The organism is Enterovibrio norvegicus (genome assembly GCF_002876705.1).
Classification (GTDB): Bacteria; Pseudomonadota; Gammaproteobacteria; order Enterobacterales; family Vibrionaceae; genus Enterovibrio; species Enterovibrio norvegicus_B.
Map to the genome: position 1 here is coordinate 360,384 of NZ_MDAG01000057.1, position 25,965 is coordinate 386,348.

Consider the following 25,965-nt stretch of genomic DNA (forward strand, 5'->3'; position numbering starts at 1 on the left):
ATTTGTTTTGGTCGTCGGTTCATTACGATGAGTTCCATATCATTCAGATAGGGACACATCATGAAGCTAACCAACAAAAGTATTGTGCTAACAGGCGGCACGTCCGGCATCGGGCGAGCGCTGGTGGAATGCTTGGCCGAGACAAATCAACTGATCGTGATTGGTCGGGACGCCGAAAAACTTGATCAACTAAAACGTGACTGGCCATCTGTTATTACCTACAACGCCGATCTTTCCGATGTGAAAAACGTCCATTCCATCGCGCATTCTATTCAGCACCAGCACCCCAAAATCGACGTATTGATAAACAATGCCGCGGTGCAATTTACGCCATTTTTTAACGATGATCGCTTCGAATTTGACTCTATTCAGCATGAAATTAACACCAACTTCACCTCGGTGTGTGCATTAACGCATGGCTTATTGCCGTCACTGTTAGCGGCGTCCTCATCGCGAATCGTTAACGTTAACTCCGCGCTTGCGTTAGTACCTAAAGCATCGTCGGCTGTGTACTGCGCAACCAAAGCCGCGCTCAATATTTTTTCTCAAAGCTTACGTTATCAATTTGAAGGCTCTGCAATGGGTGTTCAGCAGGCATTCTTGCCGCTGGTGGACACAAAAATGACCTCGGGCAGAGGCAAAGGAAAGATCAGCGCGTTGTCGGCGGCGTTTGAAATCATTGCGGGTATCGAGAAGGGGAACAAGGATTTTGACATTGGGATGACGCGATTTTTGAGAGTACTGCTTGCTATCGCCCCCTTTGCCGCAAAAAAGCTGTTAAAGGGGTCATAAATGACGTTGAAGCTAACGGTGATTGCCATGATTTTAGGAGGAATATCGATGAGTGTTGATGCATTAGAAAACAGTGTGGAAATACGAGTTAAAGGGATTGATACAAGCCGACCAGGGCCAATATTGGTGATGTTGTTTCAAGAGGAAGGGTTTCCTAAGGAGCACGACAAAGCACTGAGCATTCTGCGTTACCCGTCCACGGACACTGAGCGCGTTGTGGTGTTGGAAAACGTACCAACATTGTTTGCGATTAAAGTCCTTCATGATGAAGACGACGATGGCAAGGTCACTAAGAATTGGACGGGTATCCTTCCCAAAGAGGGCTTGGGGTTCTCTCAAGGGGCGCGTATTACCTTTAAAGCGCCGAGTTTCTCTAGCGCACGGTTGTCCGTTGCAGAGCTTCAAGAAAGCAATGCGCCACATGACATTACAATGCGTTATCCCTAAGGAGGGCTTATGACATCTCTCATTAAACTCATGAGCCTAATGGCCGTCTTTTTTGCATCTACATTTTTAGTGGTCAACGGCCTTGGTTGGTTGTCCATGGAGAGTATCGAGCGCTGGCTGACGGCAGCTGAGTCCGTTAATGCCTTAGTGGTGGCAGCAATAGTGATTTCATTGCTTTTCTTAGACCTTTTTATCGCCGTGCCGACGCTTTCGATCATGATGTTAGGGGGCTACTTTGCAGGGCCATACATTGGCGCGCTGGCAGCATTTATCGGCACATTCTTGGCGGGAGTGGTGGGCTATGGGTTGAGCTATTTCTTTGGTGACCAACTACTGAATGTGGTGATTAAAGACGATGCAAAACAGCAAGATCTTCGCCATAAATTTCGCAAACACGGCGTGCTAATGATCCTGTTGTCCCGCGCGCTGCCGATCCTTCCCGAAGTGACTGCCTGTATGTCAGGGATCAGCCACATGAAGTTCATGACGTTTGTTTTATCGTGGATAGCGGTGACATTGCCGTACACACTCATTGCAGCTTACGCGGGGTCGATCAGTTCCCTCGAAAACCCTAAACCTGCCATTTTGACCGCTGTTTTGCTTACGTCTTTCTTCTGGTGTGGCTGGTTAATGTTGAACCGCTATGGTTTTCGCAAAGCGGTTAATTCCGAGCTTTGAACGCTAGATTGTTGGGGCTAGGGGAAGTGACAGCGTCGCTTTCCCCAATTAACTAACCAAACTCTTCTTCATGTTGTGGCTAACGACGTGATAACCCACGCTTGAATAGAGTGACTGAGCCGCTGAATTATGGCTAAAAACGTGAAGGCCAAGGCTGGTTGCGCCAAGGTCAGATGCTACCGTTTCAATGCAGCGAAGGGCTGATTTAGCGTAGCCCTTACGGCGATAATCTTCGAATATTCCGACACCATAGATAAACGCAGATTTCACCCCAAAATGGGTTTCAATTTTCACCCAAATGTAGCCAACGTTTTGGTTCGTCGCGCCTTCAATGATGTTGAATAAGTGGTCGTCTGGGCTGTTTAACCCCTCTGGCAAAAGTTGCGCATAAACCTTTTTCGAGCGTTCCAATGCGTCGGATTTTTCCCACCGACCAGACTCGACATTGTCATGCGCGTAAGAGGGGATGGCGAATTGCAAATACTCGGAGAATGACGCTGAATCCATGGCTTCTAAAGAAACGTTTATACCGTCCATTTCTAATGACTATCCTCGAAATAAATCATTGAATAAATGATAAATATTCTACCTGAATGGATGGAGTAGGAGCGTGCAGTGGTGCGCATTATAGGGTGTGCATATTCATGTTGAACCATTAAACCTCATTGATTCTTACTGAAATTGAGTTTTTCTTTTTCAATTTAGATACGATTGATTTAGCGTACAAAAAGGGAATGGACGAATTGATGAATATAGGGATATTTCTCATCGTGTTGGTGAGCATGTTTTGGGGTGTGTTTGCCTACAAGAAAAAGCGGAAAGCGCAGTTGGTTTTCATTGGGACTTATCGTTTCAATTCAGTGATTAAAAAGAAAGTCGCGAATAAATACCCGCATCTCACTGATCAAGATTTGATGTTAGTGATAGATGGCCTCAAAGAGTATCTCACCATCTGCAATCAGGCGAACAAAAAGCAGGTTGCGATGCCTTCACAGGTGGTTGACGTTGCTTGGCACGAGTTCATCTTGTTCACCAAGGAATACCAGCAGTTTTGTGATAAAGCGTTTGGACGGTTTCTTCACCACACACCAACAGAAGCGATGAAAACACCCACCTCCGCTCAAGAGGGGATCAAACGTGCTTGGCGCTTAGCCTGTGCAAGAGAAAGCATTAACCCCATTCACCCGACTAAATTACCACTGCTTTTTGCCATTGATGCGAAGCTCAATATCGAAGACGGTTTCATCTATTCGCTTGATTGTCAGAACACGTCATCCGCAACGAATGGCATTGGCTACTGCGCCAGCCATATTGGCTGCTCTTCTGGCTGTGCGGGTTCAAGCTGCGCAAGTGGCGATGGCGGCGGAGGATGCGGTGGGGGTGATTAGTGCCAGTCTCAGATCATTTGCAGTCAAAATGGTTGGCGATCAAACGATATGAAAAGCATGTTGTTCCAAAGCCAACCATTTATCTTTACTAAGCGTCTTTGAGCTTGAGGGCACTGAATGCATGCAATTGACAAAATTGTGTTTTTCTAAAGGTGCCTGTCCCCGCTATTGCGTTGTTTTGATTTTCTATCCGCAATCTGGCTGAAAGCTAGGTAGGGTGTTATCTATTTTTTCACAACTCATGAAAATGTTGAGGTTTGCTTCACAGTAACTTTTTATTGCGACAAGAAGCGAGTCGGCGGTTTCAACTTTGCCACTATCTCGAAGGTGACTTAGAACGATGAGCGCAGTCGCCATAGACTGTTCATGAGTCTTCGTTGTTTGGTGTGTGATAGTACCCAAAAATAAGCTAGTTAAAGAGAGTGCTTCGGGTATATCTGACGAAAGTTCTCCGTCACAAGACGATTCAAGGGCGAGGGCGTTAGATGCTTTTATGATTTCCTTTGCTTCATTGCTATAAGAGTATCGGGATAACTCTAGTTGGCCTTGCGCCATTTTTGAAATCAGTTCTTTGTTACGGTCTAAGATATCACTGACGAAATAGAGTCCAATGGTAAAGCAAAATGCTGCGCCCAAGGTGAACACGCTTAGTAATTTCATCCATTGTTTTAGCAATTCAATATCCCTTTTCTACACATAGCAACCTTACCGAAGGCGGCATATTCAAGTAAGGTCAGTTTCTTGCGTTGATTACAAAACGTCCTCTTACTCTCGCTTCCATACATGTGTGGCTTACCTTTAATTGTTCGCCCGATACCTGAATATTCAAAGTGATGGTAACAGTATCTCGTGCTAATTAGCCTTTTGTATCAGAGGTATACGGAGGGATTCACAGTTTATAGGTTCTAGCTGCCGTCGCTTGGACAACGTTGCCAAGGGGATTGCTGGGCTTTTTCATCATACCCACAAAGAAATGATCGCCGAACACAACGTGAAACGCAGTGATAGTAAGGGGTTGCGTCGATACTGATTAGGGATGAACGGGGTTTAGTCATTAGCAATCAAAATGGTTGGCAATCAAACAATATGAAAAGGATATCGTTCCAAGGCCGACCATTTATCTTTACTCAGCGTCTTTGAGCTTGGGGACACTGACTGTATGCAACTGATAATATTGTGCTTTTCTAAAAGTGCCTGTCCCCGCTATTTCCTCTGTTCCGCTCCCTTAAAGGGAATGAAAACCTGAGCATCAACACTGAACGCAGTGGCAAAAACAACCTCAATATCGTCTCGCTATGCGAAACGACAAGAGCGTATTGACTTGACGTTCAGAGAGCGTCCATATATGTCCCCGTTGTTAACCTAATAGGTCTTTCAGATGTTGAGCCCTAATGAGCCTTTCTTTTCTGTTATTCACACCTTCTTTTGCTGCTATTTGATAATCAGCTGGAATATTTTGCTCAAAAGAGTTTAGTTTTTCTTTTACTTCGTCTATTTCACCCAAAAGAGTCAGATTGTCTGTTTTCATTAAATGACTAAATAAACTAAACATATTTGCTTTATTAAACCAGTATGACTTATTCGATAAATCAAGCTTCAAAATAAACTCTGAAGTACTCTCAAGCCTATCTAAAACCTGGTCTTTTTCTTCAAAGCCTTCTTTTAATTCATCTAAATACCTAGTTGCTAATTCATTACGAGTGTAAAGGCCGCCCTTGAAAGTGGCTAATAAGTTCAATGTAAACATTAAATGAATTTGCCTGCTGATTTCATATGGCGTAAACACATTACCTTCAACTATTAATTTTTTAAAATGGTTCACTTCATGAGAGTTTGCCCATTCGATGAATGATTCAGGTATGGTCGGGTCTATTAATAAAAGAGAGTCTTCATCTGATTCTTCTTTAAATACTATCTCTCCTGTAAAGTGCTTTGCTATCAGCATAAATTCTGAAGCAGCATATTCTGAGGAAAGTTTCTCAATAGCATTCAAAGAATAAAATGTTCTATTTAATCTTTGAAATATTTCCTTAACCTCAGGGGCATCATTCTGTAAATCCAAGTCAATGATTGGAATTTGATATTTAAGTACTTTTTCTCTAATTTCTGGCGTGAAGTCCTTAAATAATTTTGAATCAACTTTTAATTTGTTAGAAGTAAACTCAACTATTGCTGACATTCTTTGTTGTCCGTCAACAATACATGAAGTAGTTGTCATTGATTCTAAATCTATACTTCCTTTCGCAATAAATATTTGAGGGAATGGTAAGCCCATCAAAATTGTTTTAATAAAATCAATTTTGTGGACATCACGCCAAACTAAATTCCTTTGAAAATACGGGGACAAAATTAGTCTTCGAGATTTAATTTCATTGACTAAGTCTATCAGTTCTTTAGATCTTACTTGGTAACGAATCATATGCTTTCATATTCCCTTTAAATTCTTCAATACATTCAGCTTGTTTACACTCAAAAAAGTACTCTGATGAATAAATTGCTCCGTTAATACTTTTGAATAAACGGAAGTAGTCGTTAGATACTTCTCTAAAAAAATCCAGCCATTTGGATTTTTTTTCACAGTCAGGCATAAAGAAAGGGTTTATAAATCCTTTCTTTAAATTGTTGATAAATTGCTTGTCGGTTGATTTTCCTTTGAATTCAGGAAAGACTGATAAGTCAGTAAAGCCATTTGTAATCTTATGTACTTCTTCCAAGAAATGATTATATAAATCTAAGTTGATGATTGATATATCTAGATCAGATTCACCTTCAGTGAATTTGGTTTTTTTAAAAAAGCTAACGCCTGTCTTTGAAGAACCAGTAACCTGAATACTAACGAAAGGTATGTTAAGTTCTTTTTTAATGCGATCTTTGATTGAAAATTCAGTATCTTGTTGATCTTTAAAAATTAATGTCTGATATGACAAGAAAAACTTTCTTGCTAGATCATTATCGCTGTCTCCAGATTCCAACCCTTTCTTAAGGGATTCTAGTATTTCCATATTTTTCCCAAACTTATAATATATACAATGGCGCATGTTAGGAGTATATTTTCGCCTAACTTTATCGTTTAAAAGTACAAAAATAAAGACAAAATAGAACGATGTATGAAAAAAAGCAAAACTTTTTAAAATTGAATAAAAAGGTTTTCAAGAGGCTTAACAACTGAGTACATTTCGTTTGCTTTAAACATATAACACCTTACTATCGGCAACTTGCCCGTTTAGTCCAAAATCGGGACGCCCGACTAGTCCGCTTACAGCAGAACAGACTTTAAATTTAGTGATTGAAAATCAGCCAGATAACCATTTATGCCAAACTAGAAATTGTAGAAATCGGGCGTCCCGACCTAAATATGTACTGTTCACTATACCCATAGCTCAATTCATACGAGCAACATTGCATACTGTGCATTAACCTCACGAATAGTACAGCAAATAGCGCAACTTGATGCCTAAAAATTTTAGCTCTTCAACACATTCTTGATCAAAGCGACTGTTCTTTGAGCACCTACAAAAACGCCACGTAATCACGTGGCGTTTTGCTCTCTACTTTTCAGCTTTAGCGCTTAAACCGGTTCCACCTTCACCCTAAAGAAAATCGCATAGAACAGCGGGATAACTACCAAGGTCAGGATGGTCGCGAACAGCAGACCAAACATGATGGTGACGGCCATACTCTTGAAGAACGGGTCTACCAAGAGGGGGGCGACACCTAAGATGGTGGTCAATGCGCCTAGCAATACTGGCCTTGCGCGGCTGAGTGCGGCGTCGATAATCGCGTTGTAGGCGGTTTTGCCATCTTTGATTTCCACGTCGGCTTGGTCGACCAATACAATGGCGTTTTTCACCATCATCCCGATCAGGCTCAAGAAGCCGAGTATCGCCATAAACTCAAACGGCGTTTGGAAGATGATCAAACCGACCGTCACACCAATGATGGCGAGCGGGGCAGTTAGCCAAATCACCAACGGCTGACGGATCGCGTTGAACATAAAGATGACGGACAAAATCATCGCGGCAAAACCGTACGGTGCAGAAATCACCAAGCCTTCGTTCGCGTCTTTTGATGCCTTGTATTCGCCGTACCATTTCAGGGTATAACCCGCTGGTAATTCGAGAGCTTCAATTTCAGCGCGAACCTTGTTGAACGCATCCGCCGTTAACACGCCTGGGGCAGGGTCAGCTTGCACCAGAATGGTTGGGGTGCGGTCAATACGACGCAGCATGTCATCTTGGTACACCACATCGACCGACTCCACGACTTGGCTAACGGGAATGAAACCACCAACGGTGTGGCTAAACACTTCGGTGTTTTCAATCGCACGCTGATGGTTACGTTCTGCTTCTGGCGAGCGCACCACAATTGGAATCAAATCGTCGCCTTCGCGGTACACACCCACACTGCGACCAGACAAGGTTTGCGCAACTGCTTGGTTGATCTCTTGTGTCGTCAACCCATAGCGTTGAGCGTCTTCCGCGGAATACACGGGGCGAAGCACAGGCACTTGTTGACGCCAATCGTCTTGCACGGCAATCAAGTTCGGGTCGTTTAGCATGATGGCTTTGGCTTTTTCCGCCAATTCACGCAGCACGGCACTGTCTGGGCCTTTAAAGCCAGCTTCAATTTTCTTGCCGCCCCCGCGACCGAGCATGAACTTCCATACCTTGATAGATGCATCTGGGTATTTCACGGAAAGCGCGTGTTGTAGCTCTCCCAACAATGGCGCGATTTTTTTGTAATCGTCGATGTCGATCAGCAATTGACCGTAACTTGGGTTACGCGCTTCGGGTGCGTAGGTCAGCATGAAACGCAAACCACCGCCGCCAATGAAGCTAGAAATATTGGTGATGCCTTCTTTGGCTTGCACATCTTTTTCAATGTTCGCGACCAATGCTTCGGTGCGTTTGATGTCAGAGCCTTGCGGCAAGTAAACATCGACAACAAACTGCGCACGTTGTGATTCAGGCATGAAGCCCGGCGGCACGAACTGCACGCTCCACATGGCGGTGGCGAGTGTGCCAAGCAGCATGAGTGAACTCAATGCACGATGCGCCAATACCCATTGCAACAAGCCTTTGTAGGCGGTGACGACGCGGCCCGGTTTTTGGTCGGCTTTTGCGGCTTTCACTTTGAGGAAATCCAAGCAAAGCATCGGCGTGATGGTGACGGCAAACACCCAACTTAGGAACATGGAATACAAGATCACCCAGAACAGGGAACCCGCGTATTCACCCATGTCGGAAGGGGACAAGCCAATTGCGCTGAACGCACAGATACCGACGACCGTACCGCCAAGCAGTGGCCATTTGGTGGCATTCACCACGTCTGAGACGATGGTTTCACGGTCTTCATCTGGGTTTTGCTGGAAGCGCACCAAAATACCGTCGGTCACCACGATGGCGTTATCGACCAACATGCCCAGCGCGATGATCAACGCACCCAATGAAATGCGCTGCATGGCGATGTCTTCGATTAACATCACGCACAGTGTGCCTGCGACGGTCAGCAGCAGAACAAAGCCGATGATCACGCCGGAGCGCACGCCCATGAACAGCAGCAACACGACAAAGACGATGGCGACTGCCGCAATCAGGTTATCAATGAAGTTGGTGACAGAATCGCGCACCGAGTCGGATTGCATGGAAATGACATGCAGTTCCATGCCCAACGGGCGTTGGTCATCCAATTCTGCAATGCGTGCTTTTACCGCATCACCCATGTCGACCACGTTACCGCCGGTGACATTGGAGATACCAAAGCCAATCGCACGTTCACCGTTGTAGCGCATCAGCATAGATGCCGGTTCTTTGTAGCCGCGGGTGACGTCAGCAATGTCGCCCAAACGCAGCACGGTATTGTTGTTGCCAACGGCGATTTGCAGGTTCTTCAAGTCAGCGAACGAATCAATGCTTGAACTTGGGATCACGGGAATACGCATGGCGTCGGTTTCGATGCTGCCTGCTACCGTTACCATGTTCTGCTTTTGCAGCACTTGGTAGACTTTCTCCGCAGATACGCCGAATTTCGCTAAACGTTCGCTGGAGATTTCAACAAAAATGGTTTCTTGTTGTTCGGCTAACGTGGAGGTTTTTGCAACCCCTGGCACCAGCACTAAGTCACGACGCAAGGTATCGACGTAGTCTTGCAGTTGCTTGTCGGTAAACCCTTCGCCGGTGACGGCAAAGAAGAGTGCATACACGTCGGCGAAATCATCGTTGACGATAGAAGGGCCAGCGCCGGGAGGGAGCTGTCGCTGCACATCGGAAATCTTGCGGCGAAGTTTGTCCCACACTTGCTGTAAATCCGCCGCGCTTTTGGCGAACTCGAGTTTGATTTCGACCGTGACTTCCGACATGCCTTGTTTCGACACGGATTTCACTTCTTTAAGTTCTTGAAGCGATTGCACCGCGCCTTCAATCACGTCCGTGACTTCGTCTGACACTTCTTGTGCCGTTGCGCCTGAATATGGTGTATTGATAACAGCCTGACGGATAACGAACTCAGGATCTTCAAAGCGCCCGAGCTTCAAATAACTGATGTAGCCACCCAGCAGCGTGAGGGCAATCAATACCCAAACACTGGTGCGTTTGGCGATGGTAATACGTGCTAAGTCCATCGATTACGCTCCGCCATTGTTTTTAGCAGACGACTTGTCTGTGTAAGGACGCACTTCCAATCCTTCGCGAATGCTCGACACACCTGCGATTACCACACGCTCTCCTTGCGCGAGGTGACTTTTGACTACGATGCGGTTTTTGCTAAGTGCGCCGACCTCGATAAAGCGTTTCTCAGCTTTGTTGTCTGCGTTGATCACCCACACAAACTGTTTGCCTTGGTTGTCAGGAACGACCGCAGTGAGAGGCACCGTTAAAACCTGCGCTTGTTCTTGACCATTGCTCGCATCAGCAGGGACGACTTTGACCGCCATGCCCGGCAAGGCGCGGAAGCCTTTTAAATCTTCAAAGCCCAAAACAACGGGGTAGGTTTGGGAAACAGGATCAGCTTCGGTGGCGTAGGTACGGAGAACCAGCGGGAATTGTTGACCCGGAATCGCAGACAGTTCTGCCAAGGCTTTGGTTTGATTTAGGCCAGACAACATCACTTTGTGAGGAATGTTGATCACCACTTCCAAATCGCTCAGATCCTGTAACGCCACGATGGTTTCGTTCGCTTGAATTTGAACGTGGTTATCGACGAATTTACGGCCAATGATGCCGTCAAACGGGGCTTTTAATTCGGTGTATTCAAGCTGACGCGTTGCATCGTCCACACGGTTCTTGGCTAAGTCGTAGCGCGTGGTGATGGCGTCCAAATCGCTTTTAGAAATGGCTTGGCTCTTGTCGAAAATCGCCTTCGCACGGCGGTATTCCACTTCGGTGTTTTTCAGTTCTAGCTTGGCAGATTCCAACGCGGTTTTTGCATCACGCGCATCAAGCACTGCCAACACTTGGCCTTCTTTGACTTGGTCGCCTTCTTTCACAAACACATCGGTGAGACGGCCGCCAATACGAAACGCGAGATCAGCACGTTCAGCCGCACGGATCACACCATTGAAACTCAGTTCATCACTGCCACGTGCTGACACAAGTTCGGTAAGGGCTGGTTTAACTACGGGGGCAGCCACTTGCTGAACCTCTTTCTCGCCACAGCCACTCAATAGAAGGACAGACACCGCGATGCTCGCAGCGAGGGTATTGGCTTTGAATGTTGCCAATGCTGACTTTTTAGAAATCATGTTCACCTTTTTCTCCTTAGAAAGAAGGGTCAGGCGCGACCGCTGTTTGAAGGTTTATGTGTTTATTGGTTATTTCTAAGCCGTTGTATCGCCCAGAAGTAAACTCTGGAGTTTATTTTAGGTGTGTTTTTGTCAAAGGTAAACTCAAAAGTGTACTTTGGTGATCTGCCTTGCTAAAGTTGGTGTGTCGGTAAACGGAGAAATGTAATGACACGCTCGGAACAAAAACGTCTGGCCATCATCAACGCGGCGAGAGAAGAATTTATTCAACATGGTTTTATCGCTGCAAATATGGACAGAGTCTGCACCTCTGCAGAAGTGTCGAAGCGCACGCTGTATCGCCATTTTGAGAGCAAAGAGGTGTTGTTTGAATCGGTGCTGACCATCATTCAAGCGTCAATCGATGAAACCGTCAGCTATCCGTTTGACCCAGAAATCAGCGCCTATGAGCAGCTGAAAGCCATTAGCCGAAAGGAAGTCGATATTCTTTATCACTCCTACGGTATTCCGCTGACGCGTGTCATCCTGATCGAGTTTCTTCGCCAGCCTGACATGGCACACACCATCATTTCCAAGCTCTATAATGCCAAAGCACTCTCTGCATGGTTTGCAGAAGGGTTGGAAGCGGGCAAGCTTAAAAACATGACCCCCGAGCTTTTCACAAACACCTACTCGAGCCTGTTCAACGGCATGTTCCTGTGGCCACAAGTCTTCGAAATGCGCGCTATCCCAGAAGGGAAGGACATCGATGATAAGATCGAGCATGTTGTCAATGTGGTGTTGGGGGCGTGTGGGGTGGAGTAGGCTTGCCTCATTGAGTGAATAAGCAAGGAGCGAGTGACGCAATGGAACAAATATTCTGGATAGAAGATAACGCAGTGGGTGGTCGTTCTGGTCCCGACAAAGACCCTTGGGATATCGTTCAACTCGCTGATGCAGGTATCACCGCAATTTTGTCCATGAATGATGGAGAAGGCGTGCATATCGCGCGCCTTAAAGAGTGTGGAATCGACTACGCACATATTCCTCTATCAAGTAACGCGCCCCCGCTACAGGGTGATGTCAGTTTTTGCCTTGACGCTTTACCTCGCATTGTTGAATTCATCGCTCGCCATCGCTCACTTGGAAAAGTCATCGTACATTGTCGCTCTGGAAAAGATCGAACAGGCATTGCGCTCGCCGCCTATCTGATGCATTCACAAAAGATGAGCGCGAATGACGCTTACCATCAAATCAAAGCCATCCGAGATATCGTATTTACCGCCCCGGGTTGGGAGGTATTTTCGTTGAAAGTGTTGGCGGCTTTCGAGCAAGGAGCATGAAATGACAATCATTGAACAAATTGTGGCGAGAGAATTAGACGCGGTGATTGTGTACGAGTCTCCAGATGTGATCGCTTTCGCAGATCGCTCTGTGAACGAGGAAAAGGGAACAGGAATCGCGGATAGACAAAGGGGGAAACCGAGTACGACACGGAGCTCGGTCTTTATGTGTGATGCCTATAAACCCGATAAGTCTGCAAACACCCGATAATCCGAAATTAAACCATTTTTCACATCTAAAAACGTAGAAAAAACGGCGGCGTGTTCACTGCCATCTAATCTCACATAGTCCACAGTACCAAAACAACTTATATGGGTAGAATCCGTCTTATCTGAGCGTTGAAACACAATGTTATCAATGGTGTGTTTCATGGCTTCTATGCTGGAAAAGAACTGACGATTTCCTTCTAGGATTTGTGTTTTGTCAGTCACTTCTGGGTAATTACCCAGACGAAAGCGGCTCTGTTCAGTTAACACGTTACTAAGGTAATCAACGTTCTTATTGTCAACGGCTTGGTATAAATTTCGTACTAGGGTGTCGACTTGTTGAATATCCATTTTTCTTACCTCTCTTTACTGCATCTTATGCATGGGTTGTATTCTGGTTGGTCTCTTTCTTTTCGAGCTCGCCGCTTTCGCCGCCGTACATGTTTTTCTCTGACGGTTTGTCGCTGTTGTATTGCAAGAATTCAAATTGAAAGCCTGCAGGGTCGTTGTAATACACGGTTTGTCGGAAAGGGTGGTCGCGGCCTTTAATATCAACACTGAACCCTTTGAGTGATAAGCGGTGAATGACGCTTTGAAGGTCGTCAACCACGAAACCTATGTGTGCGACGCCGGGTTGAATACCTTTAAGATCCCTAATTTCGCCAACAGCTCCGTCGTTGAGTGTCAGGTAATAATCATCATCTCCTACATGAAGCCAATGACGGGTCGATGCATAATCTGCACTGCCCCATGTCATATCGCCTTCACCACGGACTCGCCACTGCGGGAACGCGGTCAGCAAAAAAGCTAACGTTGGTCGAATGTCTTCCATCACTAAATTGATATGTTCTAAGCGCACCATGTTTACCTCCACCATCTGTATTTCGACTTCGTTGTCACAGTCATCACGTTGATGGTGAAACTTTAGGCTTGTTTAAATTTGTAAACAATATGGTTTTATGTAGACTCTATGTTGAGTTTTTATCAACAATTGGTGGTGTGTGTGGATACGTTTAATGCGATTCCGATTTTTGTTGCTGTTGCGGATACGGGGGGCTTTTCAAGTGCCGCGCGTGTACTCAATATCTCTAAATCGGCGGTGAGTAAGAGAATCACACAGTTGGAAGCGCAGCTAGGTGCACGACTGTTTCATCGCACCACGCGAAAACTCAGTTTGACTGAGGCGGGTGAACGCTATTACCAATACGCAGCACAAGCCAGTAGAGCGGCAAAACAAGCAGAAGATGCGGTGGGGGAGTTGCAAGGCGAACCAAAAGGCGTGCTGAAGGTGCTGTTGCCGATGTCGATAGGCCAATTGCACATTGCCCCGCTAATCCCTGAGTTTCTGGCGCTTCATCCTCAGCTTCATATCGACTTAGTGTTGGATGACCGCGACGTTAACCTCATTGAGCAGGGGTATGATCTGGCGATTAGAACAGGAGGAGAATTAACGGATTCGAGCTTGATTGCACGACGTTTGGTGCCGTTGCATAGCATCGTGTGCGTGTCTCCCGCTTTTCATAACAAACATCGTAAGCACCTGACAAAACCGGAACAACTGGTACATGTAAATTGCCTCACGTATAGCTATTCCAGTAATGCGGATGTGTGGACGTTTTCGTCAAAAAGCGGTGACCTCTGCAAGGTGAAAGTCGCAGGCAATTACCGTGTTAATAATAGCGTGGCACTTCGAGACGCTGTAATTGCAGGTTCCGGCGTAGCAAGGCTTCCGACATTTGTTGTCGGAGAGGCCATTCGGAACGGAGAGCTGGTTGCTTTGTTTGACGACTATGAAATGCCCTACAAAAATCTCTATTCTGTTTACCCTGAACGGGACTATTTGCCAGAAAAAGTCAGAGTGTTTTTGGATTTCATCGTCGAAAAACTAGGAAATGGATCAGCTTATTGGGATCGATTCGAGTGAGCCTGACAGTGCTGCACATTGTTTAGGATGATTTGACGCTACTCTCGATCTTTTCGATTTCTTGCCAAATATCTTCTGCCTCAGCGGTTATCAGCGAATAGGTTTTGATGTCACCATTTCGTTGCGCCTTCATTGCCTGTTCTAATTTTGCCTTGTACGTGTTTCGAAGTTTTTTGGTCGGGTCTTTTTTGAAGAATGAAAACATGCGTAATCCTTAGACATTAAGTTCAATCGTATTACGCATGCACCTTGAACCAAGATCAGTGATTCAGCGTTTATTCTTGGTTCAACGTTTACCCAGAAGGGTACTCAGAATGTTTGAACAAGCTTAAGGCCTAGAACTTCCCGTTCTCGTTATTCCATACTGAACGCGGCGGAACGGTTTCGACCGTGTCCCAATGCTCCACGATCTTTCCATTCTCAAGGCGGTACAAATCGTAAAAGGCAGTATGCTCGCCCATTCGGAAGCCTTCGCAGACGCTAAGAACGAAGTTGCCTTCAGCAAGGGTGCGATGATGGGTTTCGTAGAGAAGGGTCGCGGGTTGGTCTGCTGTGCCCAACGCAGCGATCAGTGAATCAATGTCGTCGCTAAGTTGTGGGTTATGTTCGGTGTAATTGTTTGCATTCATGTAATCAAGCATCAGGTGGGCTTGCTTGTTAATCAGAACATCTTGAACGAAGGCGTTGATGGTGGCGCGATTGCTTTCTGTCTGTGCAATGTCACTAACCTGCGTTGTGCCATCAGTCATTGAATGGCCAGAAACGTTGGGCGCTTGTTTAAGTTGAAGGTTATCCCAGTGCTCGACCGTTTTGTCGCCTTCGAAACGGAACACTTCAAAGCAGATCTTCTCGCTGCTGAAATCGTACTCTGTGTGGGCAAAGATGTAATCGCCATCGGAAAAAATGCGGATGATTTCTACATGAGGGTTTGTTTTCGCGAGTTGAGTGAACAGTTCTGCGAGTCCAATTCCACCTTCTTTGGTCATTGGGTTGTGCTGTACATACTGTGATTCGTCAACGACAGCGACAGCGTGAGCATCACCGTTTTCAATTCCTTTTTTTAGAAGATCGTGTATCCATTGCTTCCGTTCTGCACTCATACATCTTGTCCCTTTCATGCTGATTGCAAACGAGTGTAGCTGAAAGCAATGTGAACAGTTGCCTCATAAACCAATCACGGTGAGACTTGTTGTTTTGAAAAGAACACAAAAGGCGTGTTTTGACGTGCGTACAATGTCTCTCTGAGGTGCGTCGCTTTGCTCTTCGCGTCAACTTGCCATCGCAGGTGATATTTTTAGTAGATTCTTGCTTTATCTTTCTGATTACTAAGATAATTTATCTTTGTGTGATCTGTATTACATTTTATTGAAAGATAACGTAAACTACGCGCCTAATTTTATGCCCAATATCAGGTGAATTATGATTCGTATCAACCAAGTTAAACTACCGCTGGATCACAGTGAAGATGCGCTGCAGCGTTATGTGTTAGAGGTTCTGTCTATCTCTGAGCAGCAGTTGGTTGATATCCATGTTTTCAAACGTGGTTATGATGCGCGTAAAAAAAATCAAATTACTCTTATTTATACCTTGGACGTGACGCTAACAGATGTTGATGAAGAGCAGCTGTTAAAAGGGTTTGAGAACGATCATAACGTTCGCGTTTCGCCAGATACTGAATACAAATATGTTGCTACCGCACCGGCTAACTTAACTGAGCGCCCAATCGTGATTGGTATGGGGCCATGTGGTGTGTTCGTGGCGCTAATTCTTGCGCAAATGGGCTTCAAGCCAATCGTTCTTGAGCGCGGTAAATCGGTGCATGAACGTGCGAAAGACACATTCCGCTTTTGGCGTACGAGCGAGTTGAACACCGAATCCAATGTCCAATTTGGGGAAGGTGGTGCAGGGACGTTCTCTGACGGTAAGCTGTATAGCCAAGTGAAAGATCCAGGCTTTAAAGGCCTGAAAGTAAAACAAGAATTTGTTGCTGCGGGCGCACCTGCAGAAATTATTTACGTAAGCAAACCGCACATTGGTACCTACAAACTGGTGACCATGGTTGAGAAAATGCGCCGTAAGATCATCGAGCTTGGCGGTGAAATTCGTTTTGAAACGCGTGTTGATGAGATCAACATTGAAGGGACAGGCGACGATCAACATGTGACAGGCGTGACGCTCAACGGCGGTGAAGTGATCAACAGTAAGCATGTTGTTGCTGCTATCGGCCACAGCGCACGTGACACATTCCAAATGCTGCACGACAAAGGTGTTTATATGGAAGCACAATCGTTCTCGATTGGTTTCCGTATTGAGCACAAGCAAGAGATGATCGATAAAGCGCGCTTTGGTAAGAGTGCGGGCCACCCACTGCTAGGCGCTGCGGATTACAAACTGGTTCACCATTGTAAGAATGGTCGCTCGGTTTACAGCTTCTGTATGTGTCCGGGCGGTGTTGTTGTTGCGGCGACATCTGAAGAGCATGCTGTTGTTACTAATGGTATGAGCCAATATTCTCGTAGCGAGCGCAATGCGAACAGTGCGATTGTGGTAGGCATTTCTCCAGAAGATTTCGACAATGATCCTCTTCAGGGTGTGGCGTTGCAGCGTAAGCTTGAGCGTAATGCGTACATCATGGGCGGAAGCAACTACGATGCGCCTGCTCAAATGGTCGGCGATTTCTTGGCGGCGGGTGAAGGTAAACCTTATGAAGCGGTTGAGCCATCTTACAAACCAAATGTGAAAATGACCGATTTGAGCGATGCACTGCCAGATTTTGCGATTGAAGCGATTCGTGAAGCCTTGCCTGCGTTTGCAAAGAAAATCCGTGGTTTTGATAGTAAAGACGCGATGTTAACGGGTGTTGAAACGCGTACATCTTCACCTGTACAAATCAAGCGTGGCGCTGATTTCCAAAGCATCAACACCAAAGGTCTGTACCCTGGTGGCGAAGGTGCGGGTTATGCGGGTGGTATTTTGTCTGCGGGTATCGATGGTATCAAAATCGCTGAAGCTGTGGCATTGGATATGTTAGCAAACGCGTAAGCTCAATACCCTGAAATAAAATCGCGATGCGAATACTAGCCGAAGACTTTTTGTCTTCGGCTTTTTTATTTCTACATACACATGTCCACTGTTGGTTTTCTTTATTTATATATGCCTCTGGCACGTATATTTCGTTATTTAATCGGTATTTATATGTGCTACAAAATTAATCAATGATTCTGAAAATCATAAAGGTAGATCTGAAACGCTCTTTTTGAAAAACAACTGATTCTTAAGGAAACTTTTGAATTCCAAGTGTGATGCGTAATTGATTATTTGACTCGCGAAATAACTATGATGCGCGAGTTCATTATTAACGTTGTCATCAAGGAGATTGATGTGTTTTTCATCGAGTTTTTCATTGTTCTCGGCTGTATTCTTATCGGGGCTCGCATCGGCGGGATTGGTCTAGGTGTTCTAGGTGGCGTTGGTCTTGCCATCCTGAGTTTTGGTTTTGGTCTTCAACCTACCAGCCCACCGATTGATGTAATGCTTATGATCATGGCGGTTGTTGCTGCGGCTGCGGCAATGCAAGCGTCAGGTGGTTTGGATTACCTTATCAAGATTGCTTCAAGCATTTTGCGCAAAAATCCTCGTCACATCACTTTTATCGCGCCATTGGTTACTTATCTATTTACCTTCCTTGCGGGTACGGGTCACGTAGCGTATTCCGTGCTTCCTGTTATCGCGGAAGTGAGCCGTCGTAGTGGCGTGCGACCTGAGCGCCCTATGGGTATGGCCGTTATCGCTTCTCAGTTCGCGATTGTGGCGAGCCCAATTGCAGCCGCTGTTGTGGCATTGGTTGCTTTCCTTGAGCCACAAGGCATCACACTTGCACAAGTTCTGGCGATCACGATTCCGGGTACTTTCCTAGGTCTAGCTGCAGCATGTGTCATCGTGAACAAGCTAGGTAAAGAGCTGAAAGACGATCCTGAATATCAACGTCGCATGCAAGATCCTGCGTTCCGTAAAGAGATGGAACAAGAAATCGAAGTGGCGGAAATCGTGGTTAAGCCACAAGCAAAAACGGCGGTTGGTCTGTTCTTGTTTGGTGCGCTAGCCGTGGTCATCATGGGGGCATTCCCAGCACTTCGTCCTCAGTTTGACGGTTCTGCCATGGGCATGGCACACACCATTGAAATCATCATGCTATCCATGGGCGCGTTGATCATTTTGATTTGTAAGCCTGATGGCAATGAAATCACGCAAGGTTCTGTGTTCCATGCGGGTATGCGCGCTATCGTGGCGATCTTCGGTATTGCATGGTTGGGTGACACCTTCATCGCAGGTCACGGCGACATCGTGAAAGAAACTGTCTCTGGCCTTGTAGAAGTCGCGCCGTGGACGTTTGCATTTGCCTTGTTTGGTTTGTCGGTAATGGTAAACAGCCAAGGCGCAACCACAGCAGTATTGGTGCCGGTTGCCATTTCGCTGGAATTGCCAGTGGAAGTGATTATTGCGACGTTTGTTGCGGTGAACGGTTACTTCTTCATTCCTAACTACGGTCCAATCATTGCGTCAATCGACTTTGACCGCACGGGTACGACGAAGATTGGTAAATACATCTTTAACCACAGCTTTATGATCCCAGGTCTGTTGAGCATGGTGTTCAGTATTATCTTCGGCTTTATTTTTGCGGGTTTTGTTCTGTAGTTTTAAAAGCATGCTCTCGCGGTCATGGGAGTGAGTGGATACAAAAAAGTCGCCCAATGTTGGCGACTTTTCTTTTTAGGTTCTATTGATCACTTGGCAGACCTAAATCCGTTCAATACTGCAACGGTGTTATGGCCCAGATCGTCAACGGCGTAACCGCCTTCAAACACAAAGAGGGTAGGTAAACCCAACTCGCCCAGCATTTCACCGATGTTTAGATAGTCTTCGAGCTTGAGTTTGAAGTGGCTGATTGGATCGTGCTCATACGTGTCCATACCCAATGAAATCACGAGCGATTCTGGGCCAAAGGTGCGTACTCTCTCAATGGCCATTTCTAGGGTCGGGCGATACAACGACCAATCGGTTTTGCCTTGTGGCAATGGCAGATTGAGGTTGAAGCCTTTGCCTTTGCCTTCGCCGTGCTCATCATCAAAACCCAAGTAGTGCGGGTAATCGTAGTCTGGGTCACCGTGGATAGACACGAAAAGCACGTCGTCACGATCGTAGAAAGCGGCCTGTGTGCCGTTGCCGTGGTGATAGTCGATATCTAGGATTGCGACCTTCTCATGACCATGACGGCGCAAACCCTCTGCTGCGATAGCAGCATTATTGATGTAGCAGTAACCCCCCATCAAATCCGGTGCTGCATGGTGGCCTGGTGGACGGCACAATGCGAAGGCGGCTTTCTCGCCATTTATCAGTGCGTCAACACCTGTCAGGGCGCAGTCTACCGCGGAAGAAATGGCTTCAAAGCTGGTTTTAGTGATCGCTGCTGTCATGTCAAAGCTGTAGTAACCCAGCTTGCCTTCAATGTCTTTCGGCACGCGGTTACGAAGGTGTCGGGCAGGCGCAAAGCAGTAAGGTGATGCATCGTGCTCTGGGCCGTAAGTGGCTTCCCACTCGTTCCATGCGTTTTGCAGGAACGCAACATAATCTGGAGTATGTACCCACAACATTGGGTCAATACCAAACGTTTTGGGTTCGATAACTTGATAGCCGCCATCGCTGTTAATGGCGTTAAGCACCATGTCGGCGCGTTCAGGCGTTTCAAAGCATGGGGTCGGTTCGCCGCCAAGGAATTCGTATTTTACTTGGTGAAGCTTTTGTTTCTCGCTGTAGATAACCTTCATTATTTCTTTAGCTCCAGCCAGTATTGGTTATAGATAGAGACGGCATCACCGATGTCTGACAGGAATTGACCTTTTTGTTTCACCTCAATGGGTGGAAAGATCACTTCGCTGTTTCTCAACGCTTCAGGAAGGTGCTGTAGCGCACGTAGATTTGGCACGGCATAACCAATTTCTTCCACCAATACTGCTTGGTTTTCTGGTTTCATCAAGAAGTTGATGAAGGCATACGCCGCGTCTTTGTTCTCTGCATGTTTAGGGATAACCATGTTATCCATCCAGAAAATCGTTCCTTCTTCTGGGTAAACATAGTGTATGGCTGGGTTTTCGACCGTCGCGCGATACGCCGTGCCGTTCCACTGCATACCAACATTGACTTCGCCCATGATCAGCGGGGTATGCGGGGCATCTGAATTGAACAGAGTCACGTTTGGTTTTAGCGTTTTTAGTTTGTCATACGCTTGGCGAATTTCATTTTCATCGCGACTGTTAACGCTGTGCCCATTCATGATTAATGCCATGCCGAACACATCGCGTACGTCATCAGTCAGTATTAGCTGACCGGCGAACGCCTCATTCCAAAGATCTGCCCAGCGTTTTACGTCTTTGCCATCCACCATGTCTGCATTGTAACCCATGCCCGTGCTGCCCCACATGTAGGGAAGAGAGTAGCGGTTTTCTGGGTCAAACGATTGATTAAGGATAGAGGCATCAAGGTGAGTAAACGCCGCGATTTTGCTCTTGTCTAATTCATGCAGCAGATTTTCTTGCGCCAGCAAAGACACGTAATAGGTGGAAGGAACGACCAAATCGTAGCCTTTTGCGTTGAGCAATTTCAACTTGGCGTACATGGTTTCGTTACTTTCAAACGTGGAGTAATTCACTTTGATCTTGGTTTCTTGTGTGAACTTTTCAATCAATGGCTGGGGAAGATATTCTGACCAGTTGTAGATGTTCAAGAATTGTTCTGCGTGCACAGAGGCGGAGAGAAGCAGGCTGGAAGTCGCTGCGATAACAAAGGATTTTTTCATTTATGTGCTGTTTTCCGAAAACATAGTATCTGTAGATGACGCGCGATGTTGCGCGCGAGAATTACATACGAAAACGATTGGTATATCAATGAAAGCCACGATTTTATTGGGCTACAGACGAATGTTATAGGTGAGGTGTTTTGTTCGATTGGCGTGCATTCATGAATTGAATGGTCAGAAACAGATTTGAAACGCCATGTCTTCAAACAGGAAGAAAAAGAAACGCCCCCTCGTCAAAGAGGGGGCGTTCATGTACTCACGTTTCACGGTGAGTAAAAGGCAGTGCTAAGTGATGATTACTTCTTTGGTTCGATGATGTTGAACCAGAAATCGAAGCTGTCCATCATGCCCGCAATGTCGGTCAATGCTTTACCGTTACCTTCGATTTTTGCATCGCCTGATTTCACAAGGTCAGCAATGCTTGTTTGTCCCATCAAGACTTTATTTAACTCAGAACGGTTCATCGTCAGTGTCATGTCTGGGTTGTCAGATTGAATACCTTTCAGGTTGTTCAAGTGAGCATTTTCCAGCTCCACCAAGAAGGTTTCATTCACGTCTGGCAGTACAAAGTTGATGGTGTAATCGACATTCGCCGCTTTGGTGCCATTCAAACGTACGCCGAGGTAATCCAAGAACAATTCGGTGTCCATGGCAACGACCATGTCTGCGCCTGCTGTTTTGGTCGCATCACCGGTTTGTGTGCCGTTGCGAAGCTCGTAAGCGCCCATTAAGTAAGTATTACGTTCGCCCGCTGATTCACTCTGGTAACCGAGTTGCTCTAAGCAGTCTGCTTGCAGGTAGCGCGCTTTTTTGTTGCTTGGCTCGGCAAATACCGCTTTGTCGACGATCTCTGCACACCAACGGTAGTCACCGCTATTGAAGGCTTTTTGGCCAACGCTAAGCACGTTCTCAACACCGCCCATGGCTTCAACATATTTTGGCGCTGCATCGGCAGGTGCGAGAGGGCGCAATGTTGCTGGGTTCATGTCGAAGTAACCCAGGTACTTGTTGATGACAGCTTTTGCATTACGGTGGTAACTGCCGTGGTAACCGCGGTTGTACCATTCGTTTGCAAGTACATCAGGCACCACAAATTCGTCTTGAATTTCGTTGATGGTGACGCCGTGGTTTGCCATACGCAGTGCTTGGTCGTGAATGTAGCCATACATGTCACGTTGTTTACGCAAGAAGTGGTTGATGTCTTCTTTGCCCCAACGTGGCCAGCTGTGTGACGCGAACATCACGTCAGATTTGTTGGCATACATGTGAATGGATTCGTTGATGTATTTGCTCCACGCTTTCGCATCACGCACTTCTGCGCCGCGAAGGGTGTAAACATTGTGCAAGCCACCCACTGTGTTTTCTGCCATCCACAATGCATCGAATTGTGGGAAGTAAGTGTTCATCTCCGCGGGTGCTTCTGTGCCCGGGGTGTTTTGGAATTCCATGGTGATGCCATCGATCACTTTGGTTTCCGTTTCGTCATTAATGACAGTGGTTGGTGCGATTAGGCTGACTTCGCCTTGCGCCACGCCTTTACCGATGGCGGCATCAACTTGGCCTGTTGCCGCTTTTTCTAGCGCGTTGCCGTATTGGTACGTCACGCGACGAGACATTGCATTGCCTGCCAGTACGTTCTCAGCCACTGCGTGATGCAAGAAGCCGCGTGGAGCGATGATGTCTACTTCACCGCTATCCGCTTGCTCTTGGGTCACGATGCCTTTTACGCCACCAAAGTGGTCAGCATGCGCGTGGCTGTATACCACGGCTTTCACTGGGCGCTCACCCAGTTCTTGGTTCACGAAATCTAGGGCTGCTTTTGCCGTTGCTGGCACAGTCAGTGGATCGAAAACGATCCAACCTGTGTCACCTTGTACGAAAGTGATGTTAGCAAGGTCATAACCGCGGACTTGATAGATGCGGTCGGTGACTTTGTACAAACCGTGGTGCATGTTCAATTGCGCTTGGCGCTGAAGACTTGGGTGAATGCTGTCGTAGTCTTTGCCATCAAGCAGGAATGCGTAGTTACCGAGTTCCCAAACGACTTTGCCGTTGGCGTCTTTAATTTCAAGATTGTCTTGCTGCGCGATGAGCCCTTTTTCGACTAGCTCAAAATCTTTCTTGTCTGAGAAAGGCAGGGTGGCGCGTTGCTCAGCGGCGAAGGCTTGTGTGGTTGCCGTCGGTGCTTTGGTGTTTGATGTATAGGTATGTGCGATTGCAGGTGCGCTGATAGATGCAATCAATAATGCGATTAACGTAGGCTTGAATGTTGTTTTCATAGTGATCTCGCTTTCTTCGTTAATTGAGAAGGGAACGAGAATCACTATAAAGAAATGGCTTAGCGCGAACGATTCGTGTTGCAATAAACAATAGTTAAGTGTTGCTTAATGGTTTGTAAGGATGTCTTCTATCTGTTTACGCAGCCATGTAATGCCTTCATCATTTTGTTTGGCCTGATGCCAGCAGAGAAACGTTGGGATAGGGCGGATGTCAAAGGGCAAGGGCTGGACGCTCAGTTCGAGCTTTTCTGCCCATAAATCCGCGAGGCGCTTGGGGGTAAAGCACAGTAAATCGGTCATCGCTGCTGTCGCCATTAGGTTAAGCATCGAGTCACTTTGATAATGTACTTTACGAGCAGGCAAGGGTTTTTCAATCAAGTTTGAAAACATGAAGCTACCGAAGCGTCGGCTTGTTAGTGCGGTGTGCTTTTCGGCGAAAAATTGCTGAAGCGTTACTTTCCCGTTTAAACGAGGGTGATCTTTCGCGTAGGTAACCACAAGGGTTTCTTCAGACACTTTGGCGGTAATAACCGAAGGGTGGCTAATGGGCAAAGATGAAAGGAATAGATCGACGCCACGTTCACTAAGTACCTGACTTGGCGTGAAGTGATTGTCTTCATAAGGCGTTAAATTAACTTTGATTCGTGGTGCGATATCACTGAGCTTTTTCAGCAACTGTGGCAATACGGCCAAATCAAAATACGCGTGACCACCGATCATAAACTCGCGAGTACTGGTGCTCGGGTCAAAAGAGGTATTGGCCTCAAGCCCGAACCTTATGGCACTTAACCCTTCTGCGACGTGCTTGTGCATGTTGATAGCATGCTGTGTCGGTTGGATACCGCGACCTTGTCTAACAAAAAGCGGTTCGCCTACATGTTCTCGAAGCCTTGACAGGTTTTGGCTGACAGCGGCGGAGGTCATATTAAGTTTGTCGGCGGCTTTTGTCACAGAGCCTAATGTCATGACAGCATCGAAAACCGTCAGTAGGTTCAAATCGTAATCTCGTAGCATGATTTTCATTAAGCTGTAGTTAAGATTTATAGCTTAACACGGCAAGGATGCGTGGGCGATAATGAGTACGTGACAAAAGGAAAAGCCATTGAGCGATTCAATGGCTTTTAGGTTGAACATGGGCTGATAAGGGAATGTGAAAAGGTTATTTGGCGCTGCTTTCGATACGTTCGATTTCTCGCCAAAGATCTTCAGCCTCTGCGTGGATAAATGAGTAAGAACTGATATCACCGTTGCGTTGCGCTTGCATCGCGCGTTCTAGCTTGGCGTTATATTGTTCACGCAGTTTCTTCGTTGGGTCTTTCTTAAACAGTGAAAACATACGACACCTCTCTAATACTAGATGTACTAATCACTACGCAAAGTATTGCATAAATGATCACGCTTGTCGTTATGGTACCTCTGTTATTGCGACGAATTCATGACGCTTCTTTGACAGATTGAGTACGAGCCTTTTGAACAAACCACACGCCCACCATGATGAATGCCATTGCGCCAAGGTCGACACTGCTGATAGGTTCATTAATTAAGAATGCCCCAATGAGCAGTGCCACGACGGGCGGAATATACGTCACCCCTGATGCGACAATCGCCCCCATTTGATCGACCAAGTAGTAATAGATGATGTAAGCCATGCCCGTGCCTAAAATGCCGAGGCCGAAGACTAATCCCAGCGATGCTTTTGCGTCTTCAAATACAAGGGTGATGCCTGACATGTCGGTGACGAACAGCAAGAACACCATGGCAAAACCCGTTTGATACGTCGCGAGGGCGAGGGGTTTCAAGCCCAAGGGTTTGATGAAGTGCTTCGCGTATACAAACGAAATTCCGACGCTAAATGCCCCCGCAATCATATAGAGCGTTCCAAGACCATTCACACTACTCACATCGCTCTGCCAAGGCTGCGCAATCAGCAACACGCCAAGAAAGCCCATTGCAGTGCCCGTAATTGAGCCGAGGGTAATGGGTTCGTCACGTAATAACAGTGCTGCCGAGACGAAAGTAAACAAAGGAATTGCGCCACTTAACATGCCGGCGATGCTCGAAGGCAGTAAGGCGGTGCCTTCGGCGAATGCGATGTAATAAAGAGAGGTTGCGATGAGGGACATCACCACAAAATGTTTCCAGTGCTTTACATCTTCCCAACGTAACACGCGCTTATAAAGGGCATAGAAAAACAGTGGAAGGAAACCAAATACCACGCGTAAGAATACGATTTGCACGGGAGTGATGAACTCAGCAGCCCATTTAGTGAAGAGAAACATGGTCCCCCAAACAACCCCTAAAGCAATGAAAGCGATGGTGACTAAAGATGGCATGAAA

25 protein-coding genes and 2 pseudogenes are annotated in these 25,965 nt (G+C 46.4%); 10 read left to right on the plus strand and 17 right to left on the minus strand.

Features of this window, described 5'->3' with window-relative positions:
- The first annotated feature begins 60 nt into the window (after window positions 1-60).
- Genes BCT27_RS21005 through BCT27_RS21015 form a run of 3 tightly spaced genes read left to right on the plus strand, consistent with a single transcriptional unit; the run spans window position 61 to window position 1,917 of the window.
- Entirely contained in the window at window positions 61-792 is a 732-nt protein-coding gene (locus BCT27_RS21005) for an SDR family oxidoreductase (protein WP_102396670.1), read from the plus strand.
- Complete coding sequence (locus tag BCT27_RS21010) at window positions 793-1,239, plus strand: DUF2141 domain-containing protein (RefSeq protein WP_102396671.1); 447 nt, start codon at window positions 793-795, stop codon at window positions 1,237-1,239.
- A gap of 9 nt (window positions 1,240-1,248) precedes the next feature.
- On the plus strand, window positions 1,249-1,917 hold the full coding sequence (locus BCT27_RS21015; protein ID WP_102396672.1) for a TVP38/TMEM64 family protein: 669 nt from the start codon (window positions 1,249-1,251) through the stop codon (window positions 1,915-1,917).
- A 48-nt stretch (window positions 1,918-1,965) separates the two neighbouring features.
- Here BCT27_RS21015 and BCT27_RS21020 read toward each other — a convergent pair whose 3' ends face one another.
- Complete coding sequence (locus BCT27_RS21020; RefSeq protein WP_102396673.1) at window positions 1,966-2,454, minus strand: GNAT family N-acetyltransferase; 489 nt, start codon at window positions 2,452-2,454, stop codon at window positions 1,966-1,968.
- Between the two features lie 209 nt (window positions 2,455-2,663).
- Between BCT27_RS21020 and BCT27_RS21025 the strand changes: the two genes are divergently transcribed.
- Entirely contained in the window at window positions 2,664-3,305 is a 642-nt protein-coding gene (locus BCT27_RS21025; protein WP_102396674.1) for a glycine-rich domain-containing protein, read from the plus strand.
- Between the two features lie 186 nt (window positions 3,306-3,491).
- Here BCT27_RS21025 and BCT27_RS21030 read toward each other — a convergent pair whose 3' ends face one another.
- The 6 genes and pseudogenes from BCT27_RS21030 to BCT27_RS21055 all read right to left on the minus strand — a co-directional run bounded on the left by BCT27_RS21030 (window position 3,492) and on the right by BCT27_RS21055 (window position 11,043).
- Complete coding sequence (locus tag BCT27_RS21030; protein WP_241908618.1) at window positions 3,492-3,980, minus strand: hypothetical protein; 489 nt, start codon at window positions 3,978-3,980, stop codon at window positions 3,492-3,494.
- A 263-nt stretch (window positions 3,981-4,243) separates the two neighbouring features.
- Window positions 4,244-4,360 (minus strand): annotated as a pseudogene (locus tag BCT27_RS25915) (alpha-amylase family glycosyl hydrolase); the annotation flags it as partial.
- A 302-nt stretch (window positions 4,361-4,662) separates the two neighbouring features.
- Window positions 4,663-5,724, minus strand: a complete 1,062-nt coding sequence (locus tag BCT27_RS21040) for a DUF262 domain-containing protein (protein ID WP_102396676.1) — start codon at window positions 5,722-5,724, stop codon at window positions 4,663-4,665.
- Window positions 5,699-6,307 (minus strand): hypothetical protein, encoded by a 609-nt coding sequence (locus BCT27_RS21045; protein WP_102396677.1) that lies wholly within the window; start codon window positions 6,305-6,307, stop codon window positions 5,699-5,701. The genes BCT27_RS21040 and BCT27_RS21045 overlap by 26 nt, the downstream gene beginning before the upstream one ends.
- 566 nt (window positions 6,308-6,873) lie before the next feature.
- A complete protein-coding gene (locus BCT27_RS21050) occupies window positions 6,874-9,924 on the minus strand; it encodes an efflux RND transporter permease subunit (protein ID WP_102396678.1) in 3,051 nt (1,016 codons plus the stop codon).
- Window positions 9,925-9,927: 3 nt separating this feature from the next.
- Complete coding sequence (locus BCT27_RS21055) at window positions 9,928-11,043, minus strand: efflux RND transporter periplasmic adaptor subunit (RefSeq protein ID WP_198597608.1); 1,116 nt, start codon at window positions 11,041-11,043, stop codon at window positions 9,928-9,930.
- A gap of 207 nt (window positions 11,044-11,250) precedes the next feature.
- On the opposite strand from BCT27_RS21055, the gene BCT27_RS21060 reads away from it, so the two are divergent.
- The 3 genes and pseudogenes from BCT27_RS21060 to BCT27_RS21070 form a co-directional block, all read left to right on the plus strand.
- Window positions 11,251-11,847 carry a TetR/AcrR family transcriptional regulator gene (locus tag BCT27_RS21060; protein ID WP_017013790.1) on the plus strand — a complete coding sequence of 199 codons (597 nt, stop codon included), beginning with the start codon at window positions 11,251-11,253 and terminating at the stop codon, window positions 11,845-11,847.
- A 41-nt stretch (window positions 11,848-11,888) separates the two neighbouring features.
- On the plus strand, window positions 11,889-12,365 hold the full coding sequence (locus tag BCT27_RS21065) for a dual specificity protein phosphatase family protein (protein ID WP_102396680.1): 477 nt from the start codon (window positions 11,889-11,891) through the stop codon (window positions 12,363-12,365).
- Window position 12,366: 1 nt separating this feature from the next.
- Window positions 12,367-12,450, plus strand: a pseudogene (locus BCT27_RS21070) (HIT family protein); the annotation flags it as partial.
- A gap of 92 nt (window positions 12,451-12,542) precedes the next feature.
- Here the strand turns inward: BCT27_RS21070 and BCT27_RS21075 are convergent.
- Complete coding sequence (locus BCT27_RS21075; RefSeq protein WP_102396681.1) at window positions 12,543-12,923, minus strand: nuclear transport factor 2 family protein; 381 nt, start codon at window positions 12,921-12,923, stop codon at window positions 12,543-12,545.
- Window positions 12,924-12,948: 25 nt separating this feature from the next.
- Window positions 12,949-13,434 carry a VOC family protein gene (locus BCT27_RS21080; protein WP_102396682.1) on the minus strand — a complete coding sequence of 162 codons (486 nt, stop codon included), beginning with the start codon at window positions 13,432-13,434 and terminating at the stop codon, window positions 12,949-12,951.
- Between the two features lie 108 nt (window positions 13,435-13,542).
- Between BCT27_RS21080 and BCT27_RS21085 the strand changes: the two genes are divergently transcribed.
- Window positions 13,543-14,496, plus strand: coding sequence for a LysR family transcriptional regulator (locus BCT27_RS21085; RefSeq protein WP_102396683.1), 954 nt, complete (start codon window positions 13,543-13,545; stop codon window positions 14,494-14,496).
- 22 nt (window positions 14,497-14,518) lie between these two features.
- Here the strand turns inward: BCT27_RS21085 and BCT27_RS21090 are convergent, their stop codons facing one another.
- Together BCT27_RS21090 and BCT27_RS21095 are read right to left on the minus strand one after the other, a co-directional pair.
- Window positions 14,519-14,701 (minus strand): DUF6435 family protein, encoded by a 183-nt coding sequence (locus tag BCT27_RS21090; protein ID WP_017010025.1) that lies wholly within the window; start codon window positions 14,699-14,701, stop codon window positions 14,519-14,521.
- 130 nt (window positions 14,702-14,831) lie between these two features.
- Window positions 14,832-15,596, minus strand: a complete 765-nt coding sequence (locus BCT27_RS21095; RefSeq protein WP_102396684.1) for a nuclear transport factor 2 family protein — start codon at window positions 15,594-15,596, stop codon at window positions 14,832-14,834.
- Between the two features lie 319 nt (window positions 15,597-15,915).
- Between BCT27_RS21095 and BCT27_RS21100 the strand changes: the two genes are divergently transcribed.
- Window positions 15,916-17,538: an NAD(P)/FAD-dependent oxidoreductase gene (locus BCT27_RS21100; protein WP_102317001.1), complete on the plus strand. Its 1,623-nt coding sequence runs from the start codon at window positions 15,916-15,918 to the stop codon at window positions 17,536-17,538.
- Window positions 17,539-17,877: 339 nt separating this feature from the next.
- Entirely contained in the window at window positions 17,878-19,191 is a 1,314-nt protein-coding gene (locus BCT27_RS21105; RefSeq protein WP_102396860.1) for an anaerobic C4-dicarboxylate transporter family protein, read from the plus strand.
- 89 nt (window positions 19,192-19,280) lie between these two features.
- On the opposite strand, the gene BCT27_RS21110 is transcribed toward BCT27_RS21105, so the two are convergent.
- The 6 genes from BCT27_RS21110 to BCT27_RS21130 form a co-directional block, all read right to left on the minus strand.
- Window positions 19,281-20,321, minus strand: coding sequence for a histone deacetylase family protein (locus tag BCT27_RS21110; protein ID WP_102396685.1), 1,041 nt, complete (start codon window positions 20,319-20,321; stop codon window positions 19,281-19,283).
- Entirely contained in the window at window positions 20,321-21,349 is a 1,029-nt protein-coding gene (locus tag BCT27_RS21115; RefSeq protein ID WP_102396686.1) for a polyamine ABC transporter substrate-binding protein, read from the minus strand. The genes BCT27_RS21110 and BCT27_RS21115 overlap by 1 nt, the downstream gene beginning before the upstream one ends.
- A 296-nt stretch (window positions 21,350-21,645) precedes the next feature.
- Window positions 21,646-23,628 (minus strand): alkyl/aryl-sulfatase, encoded by a 1,983-nt coding sequence (locus BCT27_RS21120; protein ID WP_102390571.1) that lies wholly within the window; start codon window positions 23,626-23,628, stop codon window positions 21,646-21,648.
- A gap of 105 nt (window positions 23,629-23,733) precedes the next feature.
- Window positions 23,734-24,642: a LysR family transcriptional regulator gene (locus BCT27_RS21125; protein WP_198597602.1), complete on the minus strand. Its 909-nt coding sequence runs from the start codon at window positions 24,640-24,642 to the stop codon at window positions 23,734-23,736.
- Window positions 24,643-24,787: 145 nt separating this feature from the next.
- The gene (locus BCT27_RS25365) at window positions 24,788-24,964 is read right to left on the minus strand and encodes a DUF6435 family protein (RefSeq protein WP_106427194.1); all 177 of its coding nucleotides are present in this window, start codon (window positions 24,962-24,964) and stop codon (window positions 24,788-24,790) included.
- A gap of 97 nt (window positions 24,965-25,061) precedes the next feature.
- Window positions 25,062-25,961: a DMT family transporter gene (locus BCT27_RS21130; RefSeq protein ID WP_102396688.1), complete on the minus strand. Its 900-nt coding sequence runs from the start codon at window positions 25,959-25,961 to the stop codon at window positions 25,062-25,064.
- Window positions 25,962-25,965 lie beyond the last annotated feature (4 nt).

Bases quoted from the DNA above. Each gene is read 5' to 3' on its own strand.
- BCT27_RS21005 (WP_102396670.1), top strand. From the start codon at position 61: ATGAAGCTAACCAACAAAAGTATTGTGCTAACAGGCGGCACGTCCGGC.
- BCT27_RS21010 (WP_102396671.1), top strand. From the start codon at position 793: ATGACGTTGAAGCTAACGGTGATTGCCATGATTTTAGGAGGAATATCG.
- BCT27_RS21015 (WP_102396672.1), top strand. From the start codon at position 1,249: ATGACATCTCTCATTAAACTCATGAGCCTAATGGCCGTCTTTTTTGCA.
- BCT27_RS21020 (WP_102396673.1), bottom strand. From the start codon at position 2,454: ATGGACGGTATAAACGTTTCTTTAGAAGCCATGGATTCAGCGTCATTC.
- BCT27_RS21025 (WP_102396674.1), top strand. From the start codon at position 2,664: ATGAATATAGGGATATTTCTCATCGTGTTGGTGAGCATGTTTTGGGGT.
- BCT27_RS21040 (WP_102396676.1), bottom strand. From the start codon at position 5,724: ATGATTCGTTACCAAGTAAGATCTAAAGAACTGATAGACTTAGTCAAT.
- BCT27_RS21045 (WP_102396677.1), bottom strand. From the start codon at position 6,307: ATGGAAATACTAGAATCCCTTAAGAAAGGGTTGGAATCTGGAGACAGC.
- BCT27_RS21050 (WP_102396678.1), bottom strand. From the start codon at position 9,924: ATGGACTTAGCACGTATTACCATCGCCAAACGCACCAGTGTTTGGGTA.
- BCT27_RS21055 (WP_198597608.1), bottom strand. From the start codon at position 11,043: ATGATTTCTAAAAAGTCAGCATTGGCAACATTCAAAGCCAATACCCTC.
- BCT27_RS21060 (WP_017013790.1), top strand. From the start codon at position 11,251: ATGACACGCTCGGAACAAAAACGTCTGGCCATCATCAACGCGGCGAGA.
- BCT27_RS21065 (WP_102396680.1), top strand. From the start codon at position 11,889: ATGGAACAAATATTCTGGATAGAAGATAACGCAGTGGGTGGTCGTTCT.
- BCT27_RS21075 (WP_102396681.1), bottom strand. From the start codon at position 12,923: ATGGATATTCAACAAGTCGACACCCTAGTACGAAATTTATACCAAGCC.
- BCT27_RS21080 (WP_102396682.1), bottom strand. From the start codon at position 13,434: ATGGTGCGCTTAGAACATATCAATTTAGTGATGGAAGACATTCGACCA.
- BCT27_RS21085 (WP_102396683.1), top strand. From the start codon at position 13,543: ATGTTGAGTTTTTATCAACAATTGGTGGTGTGTGTGGATACGTTTAAT.
- BCT27_RS21090 (WP_017010025.1), bottom strand. From the start codon at position 14,701: ATGTTTTCATTCTTCAAAAAAGACCCGACCAAAAAACTTCGAAACACG.
- BCT27_RS21095 (WP_102396684.1), bottom strand. From the start codon at position 15,596: ATGAGTGCAGAACGGAAGCAATGGATACACGATCTTCTAAAAAAAGGA.
- BCT27_RS21100 (WP_102317001.1), top strand. From the start codon at position 15,916: ATGATTCGTATCAACCAAGTTAAACTACCGCTGGATCACAGTGAAGAT.
- BCT27_RS21110 (WP_102396685.1), bottom strand. From the start codon at position 20,321: ATGAAGGTTATCTACAGCGAGAAACAAAAGCTTCACCAAGTAAAATAC.
- BCT27_RS21115 (WP_102396686.1), bottom strand. From the start codon at position 21,349: ATGAAAAAATCCTTTGTTATCGCAGCGACTTCCAGCCTGCTTCTCTCC.
- BCT27_RS21120 (WP_102390571.1), bottom strand. From the start codon at position 23,628: ATGAAAACAACATTCAAGCCTACGTTAATCGCATTATTGATTGCATCT.
- BCT27_RS21125 (WP_198597602.1), bottom strand. From the start codon at position 24,642: ATGCTACGAGATTACGATTTGAACCTACTGACGGTTTTCGATGCTGTC.
- BCT27_RS25365 (WP_106427194.1), bottom strand. From the start codon at position 24,964: ATGTTTTCACTGTTTAAGAAAGACCCAACGAAGAAACTGCGTGAACAA.
- BCT27_RS21130 (WP_102396688.1), bottom strand. From the start codon at position 25,961: ATGCCATCTTTAGTCACCATCGCTTTCATTGCTTTAGGGGTTGTTTGG.